Below are 18,124 nucleotides of genomic sequence, written 5' to 3'. Positions count from 1 at the left end.
TGGGGCGTCGAACGGACTTCCATTGGGGGAGCTCCTCGTCGAGGAAGGCGGACCGTGTGCTGCGCCGGTCCGCCGCGGGAGGGCTGCCGGCGTGTCCTGACCGGCGTGGAGAGGGCCGGGGCGGGCGGACCGCTGCCGCGGCCCGCCCGCGCCGGTGGGGACGCGCCGGCGTCATGAGGCTCCGCCGGCGCGCCGTGCCCGTGTCACGCCGTGCCCGGGATCAGGGGTAGTTGACGATGTTGACCGGGACGGTCGCGGTGCCCTGGGCGGGGCCCCCGGTGTCGTTGATCACGTGCGCGATGGTCCCGTTGCCGCCGAGGGAGACGGTGAGCAGGTCGTGGAACCGCACGCCGGACGTGACGGGTGCCTCGAAGCCGCGTTCCGCCACGACCGAGGGGTCGACGTTGAAGTAGCAGTAGGCGCCGAGGCCCCACGCCTCATGGCTGGTCACCGAGTTCGCCACCTTGTAGGCGGCGTAGCCCCGCGTGCTGCCGTTCATCCACGCCGCCTGGTTCGGCGGGTCGTAGGGCATCTCGTTCTGGAAGAAGATCGTGCGGCCGCCCTGGCCGTTCCAGATGACCTGGTACTTCTGGTAGTGCTCGACGAACAGGCCGTACGCCGTCACGTTGTCGCCGTTGACGATCAGGCCGGTGTCGGCGGGGTTGGTGGTCCAGCCCACGCCGGCGCCGTGGTCGCCGCGCCAGGCCCAGATGTGGTCGATCAGCGTGTTGTGGCTGTTCACGACCAGGCTCGTGGTCGCCCGCCCGGCGCCCGCGCCGCCGATCCTGAAGAACACGTCCTGCAGGGAGATCGGGTTGGACGCGTGCCCGGCGGAGGAGCCGTCGGGGCCCACCCGCAGCAGCACCGGCGAGTTGACCGGCCCGGCGTCGAAGAGCACGCCGGCGATCCGGATGCCGTCGACGTCGGAGGTCGCCATCGGGATCACGCCGTTGTCCGGGATCAGCGTCGGGTAGCCGATGCCGAGGACGACGGTGTCCGGCCGGGTGATGTTGATCGTCTGGTTGACGCGGTAGATGCCGGGGGTGAACAGCAGGTTCAGGCCCGAGGCGAGCGCCGCGTTGATGGTGGCCGCGCTGTCGGACGGCTTGGCGACGTAGAACCTGCTCAGCGGGAGCGACGCGCCGGGGGTCGAACCGCCCGACCAGCTCGCGCCGCTGGTGTTCTGCCGCAGCGAGGGGACGAAGACGTTGTAGGCGCCGGCGGAGTCGACGTAGAGGTACGGCTTCTCCCTGGTCACCGGGCTCTGGGCGAGGGTGGTGTAGGGCGGGTTCGGGAAGCTCTGCGCGGGCGCGCCCACGACGCCGGAGAACACCATGTTCCACACGCCGTTGGTCCAGCCGCCGATCTGGCTGTCCCGGGTGAGCCACTGCTGCTGGGAGTACGGGCCCACCGTGCCGTCGATCTTGCTGTCGGCGATGTAGCCGCCGCTGGCCCAGCCGTACCCGGTGGGCGCGAGGTTGAGGCCGCCGCGCACGTGGATCCGCCGGAACGGCGCCGCCTGCGACACGGCCCAGCGGTTCTCGCCGCCCGCCGGCGTGATCGACAGGTTCTCCGCCGAACGCCAGAAGTTCTGCGTGGCGTTGCCGTTGAACCAGCCCGCGTCCACGGTGACGCCGTTGACGGTGACGTCGTCGGGGTTGCGGCCGAGGCCGATGATCGAGGTGTAGAAGCCGATGTTGGCGTTGACGTTGTAGCTGCCGGGCTTGAACAGCAGGGCGTAGCGCTGGCTGCCGAACTGGTTGGACTCCTGGGTGGTGAAGACGGAGTTCAGCCTGCTCTGGATGGTGGAGCTCGCCATGGACGGGTCGAAGACGATCACGTTGGGGCCGAGGTCACCGCCGCCGGGGGGCGGGTCGGTCGGGCCGCCGCCGATGGTGCCGTACACCTGGAACTCCCACAGCGAGTAGCCGTAGCCGGTGGCGCGGGTGGTGCCGTACATGCGGACGTAACGGCCGGTTCCCGAGACGGTGAGGGTCTGCGTGCCGCCGGTGCCGGTGGTGGTGGAGTGGACGTCGGTCCAGCCGGCCGCGTCGGCGGAGACCTGGATCTTGAAGGCCCTGCCGTAGGCCGCCTCCCAGCGGAGCACGACCTGGCCGATGGTGGCGCTCGCGCCGAGGTCGACCTGGATCCACTGCGGGTCGCTGAACGCGCTGGACCAGCGGGTGCCGGTGTTGCCGTCCACGGCGGCCGAGGCGGGGGTGCCCGCGTTCTCGGTGGACGACGCGGTGACCGGCTTCCCCTGCGACAGCAGCACGTCGGCCGCCGCCACGGGCCCGGCGACCAGTAACGATGCGAGTAACGCGAAGAGGGCGAGGAACATCCCTGACAGGACGAGCCTGCCGGGACGCCGGGACAGGTGCACTGCTTCTCCTCACGACGGGGGGTGCGCCACGGGGAGTGGCGGAGGTGTGGAGAGCGCTCTCTCGCACGAGAGTGCACATGTGCGAGCGGTAGTGTCAATGCTTAATTTAACTTTTATGACATAGTGCCGACAGAAGTGGGAAACCTGGCGTCCCGGAGGAACTGCTCGATCACCAAGGTCGCCGCACCCATGGCGACCGCGTCGGGGCCGAGACGGCCCAGCATGATGGAGGCGGTCCGGTACGGCTGCAGGAGGGTGTTGGCCGCCGTCGCCGCGCGGATCTCCACCAGCCGGCTCTCCCCCAGCATCAGGCCCGCCCACCCGCCGATCACGATGCGCTCGGGATTGAACAGGTGGATCAGGTTCGACAAGCCCACGCCGAGCAGCTCGACGGTCTCGTCCAGGACGGGAGAACCCGCCGCGAGCAGGCGGGCCAGCGCCGCCTCCTCCTCCGCCGAGTCGGCCACGACGCCGGCGCGGTCCAGGATCGCCTCGGCCCCGACGTACGCCTCCAGGCAGCCGCGCCCGCCGCACTTGCACGGCCGCCCGCCCGTGACGATCTTCAGGTGCCCGATCTCGCCCGCGGCGTGCCCGGCGCCGCGGTAGATGCCGCCGTCGGTGACGATCGTGCCGCCGACGCGCGAGCCGATCAGCATGACGACGGTGTCGCTGGTGCCGCGGCCCGCGCCGAACCACAGCTCGGCCTGGCCCATCGTCTTGGCGCCGTTGTCCACGTACAGCGGCAGCGGCGTGCCGGCCCGCAGCAGGGTGCCCAGCGGGACCGCCTCCCAGCCGAACGTCTTGGCCCGCACGAGCGCGTCCGGCCCCGGCTCCACGATGCCGGGGACGCCGACGCCGACGCCCAGCACCTGGCCCGGCGAGACGCCGCCCTCGGCGATCACCGTGTCGATGCCCTCCAGGATGTGCCGCGCGACGAGCCCGGGGTCGTGGCGGGCGGAGTGGACCGCGTACAGCGCACGGGCGCGCTCGGTCATGCCCAGGTCGAACAGCTCGACCCGCACCTGCGTCTCGCCCACGTCGACGCCGACCACGTAGCCGTAGCCGGGGTTCACGCGCAGCAGGACCCGGGGACGGCCGCCGTCGGAGTCGACGTGGCCCGCCTCGACCAGCACGGTGTCGCCGAGCAGCTCCCCGGTCATGGTGCTGACCGTGGCGCTGCTCAGCCCGGTCGCCTCGCACAGGTCGTTGCGGCTGGCGGGGCCGCCGAAGTACAGGGCCCGCAGCAGCATGGCCTGGTTCCCGCGCCGTACGTCACGCACTGTCCTGCGCTCAGGCCTGCTCATGCGTCGCCCTCCACTGGGGTTTTCCGGCCATGTTAAATCAAGGTGCGAAAGATGATCATATGGAGGAGCGGGCCGGTGCGGGGTCAGTGGCGGGTGGGGAGAAGGGCGGCCAGGGCGGGGAGGCGGGTGCGGTAGTTGTCGAGCAGGTGGCGGGCGGTGGAGACCGAGTCCACCAGGGGGTGGGTCGCGAAGGCGTGCACGGCCAGGTCGGCGGAGCCGGTCACGGCGGCTTCTATGGTCAGTTCTTCGGCGGCTTTCACCTGCTGGGTGAGGCCCAGGAAGCGGCCGGGCAGGGGGCGGGTGGCCAGGGGGCGGACACCGCCGGCGTTCACCACGCAGGGCACCTCCACCACGGAGTCGGGAGGGAGGCCGGGGACGGCGGAGCCGTTGCGGACGTTGAGGATCATGGTGGTGGGGGCGCCGCCGGGGGCCAGGGCGGTCATCAGGGACAGGGCCACGCCCTCGTAGCCGTCGGCCTCCAGGTCGGCGCTGTCGCGCTCGCCGGCCCGGGCGTTGTCGCGGGTCTCGGCCATGTACGACGCGTCCCGCTCCCTGCGGGTGCGGCGCCACTCCTCCAGCGCGCGGGCGGGGTCGCGCCGCACGGTGGCGTAGAAACGCTCCTGCTGACGGAGCAGGGCCTCGCCGCGGGTCTCCGCGGCGCCGCCGATGGCGGCCACGGCCTCGCGGGTGAAGTCGTAGTAGTACAGGTACTCGTTGGGCAGGGCACCGAGGGACCGCACCCAGCCGGGGCCGAACAGGCGGGCCTCCTCGACCCGCTTGAGCGCGGCCTCGTCGGCCAGCAGGTCGGGCAGGACGTCCCGGCCGTCGTGGGTCAGACCGCGTAACCAGCCGAGGTGGTTGAGGCCGACGTAGTCCGGGGCCACCTGGGTGGGGTCGAGGCCGAGGGCGTGTGCCGCGCGGCGGATCAGGGCCACCGGCGAGTCGCAGATGCCGATCACGCGGTCGCCGAGCACCCGGCGCATCGCCTCGGTGATCATGCCGGCCGGGTTGGTGAAGTTGATCACCCAGGCCCGGGGGGCCACCGCGGCGATCCGCACCGCGATACGCAGGGCCACCGGCACGGTGCGCAGGCCGTACGCGATGCCGCCGGGGCCGACGGTCTCCTGGCCGAGGAGGCCGCACTCCAGCGCCACGCGCTCGTCGGCGGTGCGGCCGCGCAGCCCGCCGACCCGGATCGCGGAGAACACGAACGCGGCGTCACGCAGCGCGTCGTCCAAATCGGTGATGACGCGCACCCGGGGCGGCGTGCGGTGGCCGGCCGCGAGCTGCTCCAGCACGTGCCCCACGGCGGTCAGCCGCTCGGCGGAGACGTCGTAGAGCACCACCTCGTCGACCGGCGCGGACGTGCCGCGCAGCAGCGCGCCGTACACCAGCGGCACGCGGAACCCGCCGCCGCCGAGAATGGTCAGCCGCATGGCCGTCCCCCCTCCCACAACGCGATCACGCCGTCACCACCGAGACGCCCGCGCCGGTGAGGGCGGCCAGGGTCGCGGGGTCGGCACCCTGGTTGGTGACGAGCACGTCGAGGTCCTCGGCGCCGCAGACGCGCAGGGCGCCGGTGCCGGGGAACTTGTTGCGGTCCACCAGGAGGACCACCTGGCGGGCCGCGGCGATCATGGCACGCTTCAGCGGCACCTCGGCGACCGTGGTGTCGGTCACCTGGCCGTCCGGGCGCACGCCGCCCGCGCCGAGGAACAGGCGGTCGGCGCAGACCTGGCGCAGCGCCTCCTCGGTGAGCATGCCCACCAGCGAGTGGTACGCGCGGCGCAGCCGGCCGCCGAGCAGCAGCAGTTCCACCGCGGAGTCGTCGCGCAGCACGTCGAGCACGGCGAGGCTGGAGGTGACCACGGTGACGCGGCGCCCGGCCAGGTGGCGGGCGAGGCGCACGGTGGTGGTGCCGATGTCCAGCAGCAGCACCTCGCCGTCCTCGACCATGGCCGCCGCGCCGGCCGCCACCGCCTCCTTGTCCTGCTCGTCCACGCCGAGCACCTCGGCGAACGGGCGCTCCACGTCGGCGTCGGGGCTGGCGAGCGCGCCGCCGCGCACGCGGGTGAGCGTGCCGTCCCTGCCGAGGAGCTCGAGATCGCGCCGGATCGTGGAGGGACTGACCCCCAACTGGGCGGCCAGATCGCGGACGCTCGTCGCGCCCGCGCGGCGCACCCGGCGCGTGATCTCGGCATGCCGGAGGTGCTGGAGCACGAATGGATCGTACCAGTCACATGCGCGCACAACTGAGCAGATCCGAGCACTCACCCGAGGTGACCTCTTGATATGGGTGACCGTAACGTGCGAGAGTGCGCACATCGCACCGCCGAGCGGAGGACCCGTCGTCTGTGTCTCTCCAGGTCTACGATCCGCTAGCCGACCAGCGCGGCCCCGACGCGCCGGAGTTCGACGTGTTCACCGCGGGCACCGTCTTCCTGGACATCATCTTCACCGGCCTGCAGTCGATGCCCGCCGCGGGCACCGAGGTGTGGGCGGACGGCATGGGCTCGTGCCCCGGCGGCATCGCCAACCTCGCCATCGCCTCCAGCCGCCTCGGGCTGCGCACCTCGATGGCCGCGGCGTTCGGCGACGACGACTACGCCGACTTCAACTGGCGCATCCTGCGTGACCAGGAGTCGGTGGACCTGTCCCGGTCCCGCCGTTTCCAGCACTGGCACTCCCCCGTGACGGTCTCGATGGCCGTGAACCGCGACCGCAGCATGGTCACCCACGGCCACCCCGCCCCCATGACGGCCACCGAGATGATCGGCCGGCCGCCGCGCTGCCGCGCCGTGATCGCGCCGCTGTCGGTGGAGGAGCCGCTCGGGGACCGCAACTCCCCCACGTGGGCCGACCTGGCGCACCGGGACGGGGCGCTGGTGTTCGCCGACGTCGGCTGGGACCCGTCCGAGGCGTGGTCGCCCGCGCTGCTCGACCAGTTGTCCGTCTGCCACGCGTTCATGCCGAACGGCGTGGAGGCGATGGCGTACACCGGCACCGACACCCCGCGTGAGGCGCTGTACGAACTGGCCGACCGGGTGCCGCTGGCGGTGGTGACCGACGGCGCCAACGGCGCGATGGCCATCGACTCGACCACCGGCGAGGAGGCCTACGTCCCCGCGCTGCGGGTCACCGCGCTCGACCCCACGGGCGCCGGGGACGTGTTCGGCGCGGGCCTGGTGCTCGGCACCTTGTCCGGATGGCCGCTCGCGGACCGGCTGGCGTTCGCCGGGGTGTGCTCGGCGCTGGCCGTCCAGCAGTTCGGCGGCTCGCTCGCCGCGCCCGGGTGGGGGGACATCGCCGACTGGTGGCACGGGGTGCGGGCCGCCGCCGGGCACAGCGGGGCGTACATGGACTCGGTGGCCCGCAGGTACGCGTTCCTGGACCGGCTGGTGCCCACGGTGCCGGTCGGCGCGGTGCGCCGGGCGGCGGCCACCATGTCGCTGCAGGCCGACGTCGGGGCGGGAGCCGTGGGGCTCATGGGGCGGGACGGCACCAAATAGCCGCCCGCGCGGCGCCGTTGCCCTCGGCGGGCGCCGGATGGCAGGCTCGGCAGTAACGGTTACATAACGGCCTTGGGCGACGGTTCCGTGCGCGGGCCGCGTACTGGGAAAGGACGGGCGACGATGACCAGTCCGGCACTCGGGGAGATCGGGGTGTGGCGTGTCGGAGCCGCACTGGATGATCCCGGCCTCGCCGCATCACTGGAACGGCTCGGGTACGGCGCGCTCTGGATCGGCGGCTCCCCCTCCGGCGATCTGGAGGTCCCGGAGCGGATGCTGGAGGCCACCTCCAAGCTCACCGTGGCCACCGGCATCGTGAACATATGGACGGCCGGCGCGCGGGAGGTGGCCACCTCCTTCCACCGCATCGAGCGCGCCGCGCCGGGGCGTTTCCTGCTCGGCGTCGGGGCCGGCCACCCGGAGGCCACCAAGGAGTTCGCCGCGCCCTACACGGCGCTGCGGCGCTACCTCGACACCCTGGACGAATGCGGGGTGGCACGCGAGCGGCGGGTGCTGGCCGCCCTAGGGCCCAAGGTGCTGCGGCTCGCCGGGGAGCGCTCCGCGGGCGCGCACCCGTACCTGACGACACCCGAGCACACCCGCTGGGCCCGCGAGACCCTCGGCTCAGGGCCGCTGCTCGCGCCCGAGCAGAAGGTGGTGCTGTCGGAGGACCCCGTCGCGGCCAGGGAACTGGCCAGGCGCACGCTGCGGCCGTACCTCGGGCTGCGCAACTACCTCGCCAACCTGCGCAGGCTCGGCTTCACCGACGAGGACACCACCCCGCCCGGCAGCGACCGCCTCGTGGACGCGCTGGTGCTGCACGGCCCGCCCGCGGCGGTGAAACGCGGCGTGCGGGCCCACCTGGAGGCCGGCGCCGACCACGTGGCCGTGCAGGTGCTGCACGCCCCCGACGCCGACCCCACCACCGACTACCGCACGCTGGCGGACATCTTGTTCGGCTAGTCCTCCGGGCGGGCCTTGCTGGGCTGCACCCGCTTCGGCTCGCCCGGCATCTTCGGATAGTTGGGAGGGTACGGCATGTCGCCCTCGCCGCCGTCGGCGTAGAGGTCGAGGAGGGGGGCGATGGAGTAGGACTCGTCGTCGATCTCGCGGTGCACGTCGCCGAGCTCGGCGAAGCGGCCGGGGACGGTGCGGATGTCGAAGGCCGCGGGGTCCACCGCGGGGAGCTCCTCCCAGGTCACCGGGGTGGACACCGGGGCCTCGGGCTTGGCGCGCACCGAGTAGGCGCTGGCGACGGTGCGGTCGCGGGCGTTCTGGTTGTAGTCGATGAAGACCTTCTCGCCGCGTTCCTCCTTCCACCACGCCGTGGTGGCGAGGGCGGGGACGCGGCGCTCCACCTCGCGGGCGAACGCGATGGCGGCGTAGCGGACCTCGGTGAAGGTCCAGCGGCGCTCGATGCGCACGTTGACGTGGATGCCGCGGTTGCCGGACGTCTTCGGGAAGCCGCGCATGCCGAGCTCGCCGAGCAGGTCGCGCACGGCGTACGCCACCTCGCGGGCCTGGTCGAACCCGGTGCCGGGCTGCGGGTCGATGTCGATGCGCAGCTCGTCGGGGTGCTCGACGTCGTCGGAGCGGGTGGGCCAGGGGTGGAAGTCGATGGTGGCGAGGTTGGCGCAGTAAGCGATGGCGGCCACCTCGGTCACCCGCAGGGCGTCGGCGCTGCGGCCGCTCGGGAACCGGATGGTGACGGTCTGGAGCCAGTCGGGGTGTTTCGGCGGGATGCGCTTCTGGTAGATGGCGTCGGTCTGCACGCCGTCCGGGTGGCGCTTGAGGTAGGTGGGCCGGTCGCGCAGGGCCCGCAGGGCGCCCTCGCCGACGGCGATGTAGTACTCGACAAGCTCGCGCTTGGTGGCCCCGATGGCGGGGAAATAGATCTTGTCAGGGTTGGTGACCTTGACGGCCCTTCCCCCGGCGTCCAGCTCGATGTACGGCGACGGCATGCCAACGACGGTACCCCCCGCCACCGACACGGACACGGGTGGGCCGCATAGGGTTAGGGGTATGGAGAAGGTGGTCAAGAGCGACGCCGAGTGGCGCGTGGAGTTGTCGCCGGAGGAGTTCCGGGTGCTGCGCCAGGCGGGCACCGAGCGGGCGTTCACCGGGGAGTACGTCGACACCAAGACGACCGGCGTGTACTGCTGCCGGGCCTGCGGCGCCGAGTTGTTCCGGTCCGACACGAAGTTCGACTCGCACTGCGGGTGGCCGTCGTTCTTCGAGCCGTCGGAGTCGGACGCGGTGACCCTGCTGGAGGACCGCTCGCACGGCATGGCGCGCGTCGAGGTGCGCTGTGCCCGGTGCGACTCCCACCTCGGTCACGTCTTCCACGGCGAGGGCTACCCGACGCCGACCGACGACCGTTACTGCATCAACTCGGTCTCCCTGCGCCTCATCCCCTCCTGAGCCCGCCGCATGCCCGGCACAGGGCCTGACACGCGCGACGCGACGCATGCGTGCCCCCCGCACGGGGTAGGGAGGTCGGCGAGCGCCGCACCCGCCGTCCGCACCATGATCGTCCTGTACGGGGGACGCGTGCATCTACGGCACAGGTGGGAGACCATCGAGGCCATCGGCCGGGTGGTCACGCAACGTTGCGAGGTGTGCGGCAAGACCCGGGTCCGCGTCCGCCGCCAGGACCCGCAGGCACGCCCCGCACCGCGCCTCGGCCTCACGGACCTGCCGGGCCCGGACCGGCCCGCCACGGCCCCCGAGCCGGAGGGCGACTGACCGGCGCCGCGGGCGGAACGCCGCGGGCCGGGGTCACTTGCCGGGATCCGGGGACGTGAAGCGGCAGGAGTGGTCGCCGCCGCCGAGGATGTTGGCGAGCACCGGGTTGCCGTTCTGGCCGAACTCCGCCTGCACGAACACCACCGGGTGCTCGTCGCCGATCTCCTGCACGAGGTACTCCATGCCGCGCTTGCACAGGTCGATCGCGGCCTTGGAGTTGCGCTTGGAGGCGGGCAGGTCCGTGTAGATGCGGAGGTATTTGCCGACGGTACGGATATCGGTGATGCGTTTCACCGACTTGTCGGCGGTCCACCGGCGTTTGAAATAGTCCACCGCTTCGGTGTCGGTGTGCTTCGACGGGCCGGACGCGGTGGCGTCGTTGTCCTTCTTCTTGGCCTTGGCGCCTCCGGCGTCCGCGGCGGTCACCCCGGGGCCGCCCCCGGGGCCGTCGCCCTCGGACACGCCGGGAGCCGCCGTCGCGGTGGCCGCCGGCGCCGCGGCGGACGCCGGCGGGTCTCCCGCGGGCCGCACCATCATGATCACTGCCAGGGCGGCCACCGTCAGTGCGGTCAGCCCTGTCACGACCTGCAAGACCGCCGCCGGCCGCGCCCGGCGGCGCCGATGCCGTCCCCCGTGCTTGGAACGCGCCACCTCTATGTCCCTGCTCACCCCGTGCCTCACCTCGACCTGGGAATCTCACCGAGTATCGCAAACCTTGAGGCGCGACAGAGGTTATTCCAGAAAAGTAGAGATGTGACGGTTTTAGTGACCCATGTGAAATAGCTCAACCTATGCCCGATTTTTCGAGGTATTCCGGTTTCTACGGGAGGCCGGCGACCAGTTCGTGCAGCGGCTTGCGGGTGCCGGCGTAGAACGGGATCTCGACGCGGGTGTGGCGGCGCGCGTCCGAGGCGCGCAGGTGGCGCATCAGGTCGACGATGCGGTGCAGCTCGTCGGCCTCGAAGGCCAGGATCCACTCGAAGTCGTTCAGGGCGAACGACGCCACCGTGTTGGCCCGCACGTCGGGGTAGTCACGGGCCAGCCTGCCGTGCTCGGCCAGCATGGCGCGCCGCTCGGCGTCGTCCAGCAGGTACCACTCCAGGGACCGCACGAACGGGTAGACGCTGACGAACCCGCGGGGCTCCTCCTCGGCGAGGAACGCCGGGATGTGGGACTTGTTGAACTCGGCGGGCCGGTGCAGCGCCATGACCGACCAGACCGGCTCGCAGGCCCGCCCGAGCGCCGTACGCCGGAAGCGCCCGTAGACCTCCTGCAGGTCCTCAGGGGCCGGCGCGTGCCACCAGAACATGTAGTCGGCGTCCGCCCGGAACCCGGCCACCTCGTACACCCCGCGGGTGACCACGTCCTTCTGCGCCGCCTGGGCCAGCACGCTCTCGACCTCGTGGCTCACGGTCTCCCGGTCCGCGGGCAGCGCCTCGCGCACCCGGAACACCGACCACATGGTGTACCGGATCACCTGGTTGAGGTCCCGCGCCTTGGGCCGCCCCCTCCGCGCGTCCTCCGTCAGCTCCGCCGCCGCTCCGCTCACCGCTGCCTCCTCGACCGCCCCGCTCACCACAGTTTCCCCCGCTGCCCCGCTCACCGCTGTTTCCCCGGCTCCCCCGCGCACTGCTGCCTCCTCGGCGGCGCCGCGCACCGCTGCCTCCTCGGCCGCCCCGCTCACCGCTCCGCCCTCGCTCACCGCGCCGCTCCCTGCTCGCCCGTCCGCGTTCCGTCGTGTCCCATCATCCAATCGCCCCCGCCCGCCCCGCCGCCCGGGTGCCCGGCGCGGGGTCAGCGGCTGGCCGCGTGGTCCTCGTGGCGGCCGCCGGGCTCCTCGTCGCCGAGGTCGCGCAGGTGGGCGAGCACCGTGGCGGCGGCGGTGCGGGCGGTGGAGACGCAGGCGGGGATGCCCACGCCGTCGTAAGCCGCGCCGCAGACCGCGAGACCGGGCTGGACGGCGACCGCGGCGCGCACACGGGCGACGCGGTCGAGGTGGCCCACGTTGTACTGCGGCAGCGCGCCGCCCCAGCGGGTCACCCGGGTCTCCAGCGGCAGGCCGCGCACTCCGGTGATCTCGGCCATCTCGGCCATCGCCAGCGCCACCAGCTCGTCGTCGTCCCGCTGGAGGAGGAACTCCTCGCCGAGACGGCCGATCGAGCAGCGCACCACGAACACCCCGGGGTCGGCCTCGGCCAGATGGGGCCACTTGGCCGTGCTGAACGTCACCGCCTTCACCGGGCGGCCCTCGACCGGCGGCACGAGGTAGCCGCTGCCGGACGGCGGCTCGGGGAACGCGTCCCTGGGGTAGGCCAGCGTCACGATCGCCATGCTGGCGCACTCGACGCGGGACAACTCGGCGGCGGCCTTCGGCACCTCGGCCGCCAGCAGCTTGGCCGCGGCGGGCGCGGGCAGCGCGACGACCACGGCGTCCGCCTCGATGACCTCGGGGTCACGCGCCGGCCCGGCCACCAGGCGCCAGCCCGTGGGCGTGCGGGCCAGCTCGCGCACCATCACGCCGGTGCGCACCTCGGCGCCGGACGACGACGCGACCGCCTCGGCCAGGCGGCCCATGCCGCCGCGCAGGGTGGTGAACACCGGCCCCCCGTCGGCGGGCGCCTGCGCCGCGATGGCGCGGGCGGCGCGCAGCAGCGAGCGCTCGGTGCGGGCCGCGGTGGCGATGTGGGGCAGCGTGGCGTCCAGCGAGAGCTGGTCGGCGCGGCCGGCGTACACCCCGCCGAGCAGCGGCTCCACCAGCCGGTCGACGACCTCGCTCCCCACCCGGGCCCGGATGTAGGCGGCCACCGAGACGTCCGAGGTGATCAGCGTGGCGGGCAGCACCAGGTCGAGCGGCACCCGGGCGAGGCCCGCAGGGGACAACACACCCGAGCGGCCGAGGGCGCCGAGGTCGGACGGCACGCCCATGACCTGGCCCTTCGGCATGGGCCGCAGCGCACCCCTGCTGAGGACGGACGCGGGCACCCGCGCGGGGTGCACGAGATCGTCGCCGAGGCCGGCCATGCGGGCCAGCTCCTTGCCCTCGGGGCGGCGGGCGATCATGGCCTCGGCGCCCTCGTCCACGGGCAGCCCCGCGATCGGGGAGACACGGAGCTTGCCGCCGACCTGGGGCGCGCCGTCCAGCACGGTGACCCGGACGCCGCCGCGACGGCCGCGCTCACTGTGCCCGCCGCGCTCGCCCTGCTGACCGCGCTCTGCCCGGTCGGTGTGGTCGCCCTGGCCGATGTGCCACGCCGCGGCCAGCCCGGAGATTCCCCCGCCCACGACCACGACATGACGCCAAGTGCCTTCCATATCCCCAGACGTTACCCGGCCGGGCCCGCGCCCCGCGCCCGGCCGTGGCGTGCCTGTGAACGGCGGCGGGGATACCGTGACGCCATTGTGACGCGGCCCGCCAAACCGGAGCCGGGCCCGAGTCGTCAAGAGGGCATGAGCAGATTACGAGGCCGCCGCCCGCTGGCCGCGGCCCTCGCGGCCGTGACCCTCGCCCTCGCCCTCGCCGGATGCGGAGGCGGTTCGGCGGGCGCACCCGAATCCGCGGCTGCGGGCGGAGCGGCGGACGGGCCCGCCGCGGCACCGGCCCCCGCAGTGGACCAGTTCAGTCCCGCCGGTGAGGCCCAGCGGCGTCCGGCCGCCGGCGCCGACGCCAGGGACGCCGGCGAGGCCCCCCAGGACAAGGACGGCGCGCCCAAGCTCGCCCCCACCGACCGGGCGATCATCTACACCGGCGAGATGACGGTACGCGCCACCGACGTCGCCGGCGCCGCCGACAAGGCCAAGCAGATCGTCACCGGCGCCGGCGGCCGCCTGGACCGCGAGGACTCCACGTCGTTCGGCCGGGAGGCCGGCGCCACCCTGGTCTTCAAGGTCCCGCCCGCCGCGTACCCCGGCGTCCTCGACCGCCTCGGCAAGGAACTCGGCAAGCGCCAGTCCCTGAGCCAGAGCACCGAGGACGTCACCGAGCAGGTGGCCGACGTGGAGAGCCGCCTGGCGTCCACCAAGGCCGCCCTGGAGCAGCTCAGGACGCTGCTGGGCCGCGCCAAGACCATCGGCGAGGTCCTGCAGGTGGAACGCCAGATCAGCGACCGTGAGGCCGACCTGGAGTCCCTGCAGGCCCGCCAGAAGGTGCTGGCCGCCCAGACGAGCGCCGCCACCCTGACCCTGCGCCTGGTGGGCCCCGCCGCCGTCGTCGCGGCCAAGCCCGACCCCGGGCCCGCGGGTTTCCTCGGCGGGCTCAAGTCCGGCTGGCGTGCCCTGGTGAGCACCACCAAGGTCGGCCTGACCGTGCTCGGCGCCGTGCTGCCCTGGCTGATCCCGCTGGCCCTGCTCTGGCTGGTCTACCGCGCGGTCCGCCGTCTCCGCCCGATCCGCACGCCCGCTCCCGCCCTGGCCGCCCCCGAGTCCCCGAAAGCGGCCGCCTCCCCCGACGAGTAGGCGGGGCGGGTCAGGCGGTCGTCTCGTGCACGAGGCGGGTCAGGCCGTGGTCTCGTGCACGAGGCGGGTCAGGCGCGTGAGCGTCTCGGGGTCGGTGGCGGGGAGCACGCCGTGGCCCAGGTTGAAGATGTGCCCCTCGGCGGCGCGTCCCTCCGCGAGCACGGCGCGGGCCCGCCGTTCCACGACCTCCCAGGGGGCCAGCAGGACGGCCGGGTCGAGGTTGCCCTGGAGCGCCTTGCCCGGCCCCACCCTGCGGGCGGCCTCGCTCAGGGGGACCCGCCAGTCGACCCCGACGACGTCGGCGCCGGCCTCGGCCATCAGGGGAAGCAGCTCGCCGGTGCCCACGCCGAAGTGGACGCGGGGCACGTCAAGATCGGCGAGCCCCGCGAAGATCCGGCCGGTGTAGGGCAGGACGAACTCGCGGTAGTCGGCCGGGGCCACGGCCCCCACCCAGGAGTCGAAGAGCTGCAGCGCCGAGGCGCCCGCCTCGGCCTGCAGCCGCAGGTACGCCAGGGTGATCACGGTGAGCCGCTCCATGAGGGCGTGCCACAGCGCCGGCTCGCCGTACATCATGGCCTTGGTGTGGTCGTGGTTCTTGGACGGCCCGCCCTCGATCAGGTAGGACGCCAGGGTGAACGGCGCGCCCGCGAAGCCGATCAGGGGCGTCGGGCCGAGCTCCTTGACCAACGACTGCACGGCCTCGGTGACGTAGGGCACGTCCCCCGGCTCCAGGGGCCGCAGCACGTCCAGCGCCGCGGCGTCCCGGATCGGCGACGCCACGACCGGCCCGATCCCCGGCGCGATGTCGAGGTCCACCCCGATGGCCTTCAGCGGGACCACGATGTCGCTGAAGAAGATCGCCGCGTCCACCCCGTGCCGGCGCACCGGCTGCATCGTGACCTCCACGATGAGGTCCGGCGTGGCGCACGCGGTGAGCATCGGCACGTCGGCGCGCACGGCGCGGTACTCGGGCAGCGAACGGCCCGCCTGGCGCATGAACCACACCGGGGTGCGGGGCACGGGCAGCCTGCGGCAGGCACGGATGAACGGCGAGTCGGCGGTGTCACGATGCACCGTCCAAGGGTCCCACGTGAGCCCTCCGGTCCGCGCACCGCGCACACCCCGGTCCGCGCGCCCCCGCCCCCTCACCGCCACGGGATCAGCCCCGCCGGCGGCACGGGCTCCCGTCGTGGGGCGGCGCGGGTGTTGCGGTAAAAGATATTTACTCCGGGTCTTGTCCGTTAATGACAATAGACAGGGCTATGCGTACACTTTGTCGGGTTTGGTGGCGTCAAGGACGGGCCGGACGAGCAGGTCGCCGGGGCAACGAATCTTCTGGCGGAGGTACAGTACGACTCACACAAGGTTCGCGATCATGGTGCGGGTGCGTCAAAAGTTCGTCAAATCAGCGTGCGGTGCCGAATCGGTGACCACTTTCGGGACACGCCGAGCGCGTTGCGGGGAAATGTCGCCGTGACGTGCCAACGTCGGACGAGCCCTGGAGTTCGCGGACCAGGCGCGCGGGGGAGCGCCGGGCGACGCGCCGCGCCGTCCACGCGAGCTCCCGACATAGGGGACGACCCGATGAAAGGCCCGCGATGACCGCGATATGGAGTTCCTCCGAGCACCGCACGGTGACCGTGCACCGCGCGCTCCGTGCCGCCGGGCGGCAGGCCTGGCGGCTCTTCCGCTTCGACGCCCATGACGAGGCGCGGGCGGGGCGTGACGACGCCCCGGTGATGGCGGGTTGATCACCGGTCATGTACCCAGCGCGCACCCCACTGCTTCCGGCACCGCCCGCTCCCGCCTACGCTGCCATCATGACCATCGGTGACGCGCCACCGGCTCCCGCCGCTTTCAGGCGGGCGCTGGCGAGCCTGCGTCCCGCCCAGGTCAGGCCCGAGATCGAGCTGGAGGACATCCCCGCTCCGCAGCGCCTGGCCCCGTACTCGGGGGCGGTCGGCGCGTCGGTGCTGCGCGGCGACGACGAGCTGGCCGTCGGCCGGCTGATCATGCTGTTCGACCCCGACGGCCAGCGCGGCTGGGACGGCCCGTTCCGGCTGGTCGCGTACGTGCGTGCCGACATGGAGCCCGAGATCACCTCCGACCCCATGCTCGGCCCCGTCGCGTGGAGCTGGCTGACCGAGGCGCTGGACGCTCACCAGGCGCGGTACGCCGCCGCGGGCGGCACGGTCACCAGGGCCGTGTCCGAGGGTTTCGGCAACAAGGCCGGCGACCCGGTCACCACCGAGCTGGAGCTGCGCGCGTCGTGGTCCCCCCTGGAGGAGGACCTCTCGGCGCACGTGGCCGCCTGGTGCGACCTGATGTGCCTCGCGGCGGGCATCCCGCCGCTGCCACCCGACGTCGCGAGCCTCCCGCCACGGCCCGCCCGTCGCGAAGATCCGGAGCCCTTCAGGACGTGACCGACGAAACCATCCCCGCATCCGACGCCGTACCGCTGCTGGAGCCCCGTGAGGGCATCCCGCCGGTGGTCGAGGACCCCGCCGCGCTGGCCGCGGCGGTCCGGGCGTTCGCCGACGGCGACGGCCCGGTCGCCGTCGACGCCGAGCGCGCCTCGGGTTACCGCTACAGCGGCCGGGCGTACCTTGTGCAGTTGCGCCGGGCCGGTGCCGGCACCGCGCTGATCGACCCGATCGCCTGCCCGGACCTGTCGGAGCTGAACGCGGCCGTGGCCGGCGCCGAGGTGGTGCTGCACGCCGCCACCCAGGACCTCGCGTGCCTCGCCGAGGTGGGTTTCGTGCCGCGGCGGCTGTTCGACACCGAGCTCGCCGGGCGGCTGCTCGGCTACGAGCGCGTGGGTCTCGGCACCATGGTCGAGAACGTCCTCGGGCTGCGCCTGGAGAAGGGGCACTCCGCCGCCGACTGGTCGCACCGCCCGCTGCCGGAGGACTGGCTCCGGTACGCCGCGCTCGACGTCGAGGTGCTGATCGAGCTGCGCGACGCGCTGCACGCCGAGCTGGAGGCGGGCGGCAAGCTGGAGTGGGCCCGCGAGGAGTTCGCCGCGATCCTCGCCGCCGCGCCCTCGCCACCGCGCTCGGACCCCTGGCGCCGCACGTCGGGCATCCACCGGGTGCGCACGCTGCGCGGGCTCGCGGTGGTGCGGGAGCTGTGGACGCTCCGCGACGAGCTGGCCCGCCGCGCCGACCTCGCACCGGGGCGGGTGCTCCCGGACTCGGCGATCGTGACGGCCGCGCTGGAGCAGCCGCGCACCACCAAGGCGCTCACCGACATCGCCCCCTTCACCGGCCGCAGCGCCCGCCGTCACCTGCGCGAGTGGCTCGGCGCCATCGGCAGGGCCCGGGTGCTGCCCGAGGCGCAGCTCCCCCACCCGAGCGCCCCCGGGGACGGCCCGCCGCCCGCCAACCGCTGGGCCGACCGCGACCCCGCCGCCGCCAAGCGCCTGGCCGCCGCCCGCGCCGCCGTCGCCGCGCTGGCCGACGCCCACCGCATGCCCACCGAGAACCTCCTGCAGCCCGACGCGATCCGCCGCCTCACATGGGAACCCCCGGACGACCTCGGCGACGACGCGCTCGCGGCCCGCCTGCGCGAGCTCGGCGCCCGCGAGTGGCAGATCGCCCTGACCGTCCACGCGATCTCCAAGGCGCTGATCCGGCTGGACGCGAAGGGCGAGCTGGACCCCTGATCGCTTGACTGCCGCACGGCACGCTTCTTACGGTGGAGCGGACTGGAAAGCGCTTTCCGCCTGCCGT

Annotated in this window: 17 protein-coding genes; 8 read left to right on the top strand and 9 right to left on the bottom strand. The window is 73.3% G+C overall.

Features of this window, described 5'->3' with window-relative positions; all coding sequences use genetic code 11:
* Positions 1 to 220: 220 nt before the first annotated feature.
* The 4 genes from ABGB17_RS24705 to ABGB17_RS24690 all read right to left on the bottom strand — a co-directional run bounded on the left by ABGB17_RS24705 (position 221) and on the right by ABGB17_RS24690 (position 5,907).
* Positions 221 to 2,383, bottom strand: a complete 2,163-nt coding sequence (locus ABGB17_RS24705; protein WP_347633495.1) for a discoidin domain-containing protein — start codon at positions 2,381 to 2,383, stop codon at positions 221 to 223.
* Positions 2,384 to 2,496: 113 nt separating this feature from the next.
* On the bottom strand, positions 2,497 to 3,687 hold the full coding sequence (locus tag ABGB17_RS24700; protein ID WP_347633493.1) for an ROK family transcriptional regulator: 1,191 nt from the start codon (positions 3,685 to 3,687) through the stop codon (positions 2,497 to 2,499).
* 83 nt (positions 3,688 to 3,770) lie between these two features.
* On the bottom strand, positions 3,771 to 5,123 hold the full coding sequence (locus ABGB17_RS24695; RefSeq protein ID WP_347633491.1) for a 6-phospho-beta-glucosidase: 1,353 nt from the start codon (positions 5,121 to 5,123) through the stop codon (positions 3,771 to 3,773).
* Between the two features lie 25 nt (positions 5,124 to 5,148).
* Entirely contained in the window at positions 5,149 to 5,907 is a 759-nt protein-coding gene (locus ABGB17_RS24690; protein WP_347633489.1) for a DeoR/GlpR family DNA-binding transcription regulator, read from the bottom strand.
* Positions 5,908 to 6,041: 134 nt separating this feature from the next.
* Here ABGB17_RS24690 and ABGB17_RS24685 point away from each other — a divergent pair, with 134 nt between their 5' ends.
* Entirely contained in the window at positions 6,042 to 7,196 is a 1,155-nt protein-coding gene (locus ABGB17_RS24685) for a PfkB family carbohydrate kinase (RefSeq protein ID WP_347633487.1), read from the top strand.
* Between the two features lie 123 nt (positions 7,197 to 7,319).
* Entirely contained in the window at positions 7,320 to 8,159 is an 840-nt protein-coding gene (locus tag ABGB17_RS24680) for an LLM class F420-dependent oxidoreductase (RefSeq protein ID WP_347633485.1), read from the top strand.
* On the opposite strand, the gene ligD is transcribed toward ABGB17_RS24680, so the two are convergent.
* On the bottom strand, positions 8,156 to 9,157 hold the full coding sequence (gene ligD, locus ABGB17_RS24675) for a non-homologous end-joining DNA ligase (protein ID WP_347633483.1): 1,002 nt from the start codon (positions 9,155 to 9,157) through the stop codon (positions 8,156 to 8,158). The genes ABGB17_RS24680 and ligD overlap by 4 nt on opposite strands.
* A gap of 61 nt (positions 9,158 to 9,218) precedes the next feature.
* Here ligD and msrB point away from each other — a divergent pair, with 61 nt between their 5' ends.
* Together msrB and ABGB17_RS24665 are read left to right on the top strand one after the other, a co-directional pair.
* Entirely contained in the window at positions 9,219 to 9,617 is a 399-nt protein-coding gene (gene msrB / locus ABGB17_RS24670; RefSeq protein WP_347633481.1) for a peptide-methionine (R)-S-oxide reductase MsrB, read from the top strand.
* A gap of 105 nt (positions 9,618 to 9,722) precedes the next feature.
* A complete protein-coding gene (locus tag ABGB17_RS24665) occupies positions 9,723 to 9,941 on the top strand; it encodes a hypothetical protein (RefSeq protein ID WP_347633479.1) in 219 nt (72 codons plus the stop codon).
* Positions 9,942 to 9,974: 33 nt separating this feature from the next.
* On the opposite strand, the gene ABGB17_RS24660 is transcribed toward ABGB17_RS24665, so the two are convergent.
* The 3 genes from ABGB17_RS24660 to hemG form a co-directional block, all read right to left on the bottom strand.
* Entirely contained in the window at positions 9,975 to 10,610 is a 636-nt protein-coding gene (locus tag ABGB17_RS24660; protein WP_347633477.1) for a hypothetical protein, read from the bottom strand.
* A 151-nt stretch (positions 10,611 to 10,761) separates the two neighbouring features.
* The gene (gene hemQ, locus ABGB17_RS24655; RefSeq protein WP_347633537.1) at positions 10,762 to 11,469 is read right to left on the bottom strand and encodes a hydrogen peroxide-dependent heme synthase; all 708 of its coding nucleotides are present in this window, start codon (positions 11,467 to 11,469) and stop codon (positions 10,762 to 10,764) included.
* 266 nt (positions 11,470 to 11,735) lie between these two features.
* The gene (gene hemG, locus ABGB17_RS24650) at positions 11,736 to 13,253 is read right to left on the bottom strand and encodes a protoporphyrinogen oxidase (protein ID WP_347633475.1); all 1,518 of its coding nucleotides are present in this window, start codon (positions 13,251 to 13,253) and stop codon (positions 11,736 to 11,738) included.
* Between the two features lie 135 nt (positions 13,254 to 13,388).
* On the opposite strand from hemG, the gene ABGB17_RS24645 reads away from it, so the two are divergent.
* Entirely contained in the window at positions 13,389 to 14,393 is a 1,005-nt protein-coding gene (locus ABGB17_RS24645; protein ID WP_347633473.1) for a DUF4349 domain-containing protein, read from the top strand.
* 39 nt (positions 14,394 to 14,432) lie between these two features.
* Here the strand turns inward: ABGB17_RS24645 and hemE are convergent, their stop codons facing one another.
* Positions 14,433 to 15,467 carry a uroporphyrinogen decarboxylase gene (hemE, locus tag ABGB17_RS24640; protein WP_347633471.1) on the bottom strand — a complete coding sequence of 345 codons (1,035 nt, stop codon included), beginning with the start codon at positions 15,465 to 15,467 and terminating at the stop codon, positions 14,433 to 14,435.
* Positions 15,468 to 15,991: 524 nt separating this feature from the next.
* On the opposite strand from hemE, the gene ABGB17_RS24635 reads away from it, so the two are divergent.
* The 3 genes from ABGB17_RS24635 to ABGB17_RS24625 all read left to right on the top strand — a co-directional run bounded on the left by ABGB17_RS24635 (position 15,992) and on the right by ABGB17_RS24625 (position 18,057).
* A complete protein-coding gene (locus ABGB17_RS24635; RefSeq protein ID WP_347633469.1) occupies positions 15,992 to 16,144 on the top strand; it encodes a hypothetical protein in 153 nt (50 codons plus the stop codon).
* Positions 16,145 to 16,213: 69 nt separating this feature from the next.
* Positions 16,214 to 16,816, top strand: a complete 603-nt coding sequence (locus ABGB17_RS24630; RefSeq protein WP_347633467.1) for a DUF3000 domain-containing protein — start codon at positions 16,214 to 16,216, stop codon at positions 16,814 to 16,816.
* A complete protein-coding gene (locus ABGB17_RS24625) occupies positions 16,813 to 18,057 on the top strand; it encodes an HRDC domain-containing protein (RefSeq protein WP_347633465.1) in 1,245 nt (414 codons plus the stop codon). Before ABGB17_RS24630 ends, ABGB17_RS24625 begins: the two co-directional genes overlap by 4 nt.
* The last annotated feature ends 67 nt before the right edge of the window (positions 18,058 to 18,124 follow it).

Source organism: Sphaerisporangium sp. B11E5 (assembly GCF_039871875.1).
Classification (GTDB): domain Bacteria; phylum Actinomycetota; class Actinomycetes; order Streptosporangiales; family Streptosporangiaceae; genus Sphaerisporangium.
Note: the sequence above shows the minus strand (reverse complement) of the source record. Positions and strands in the feature narration are given on the sequence as shown.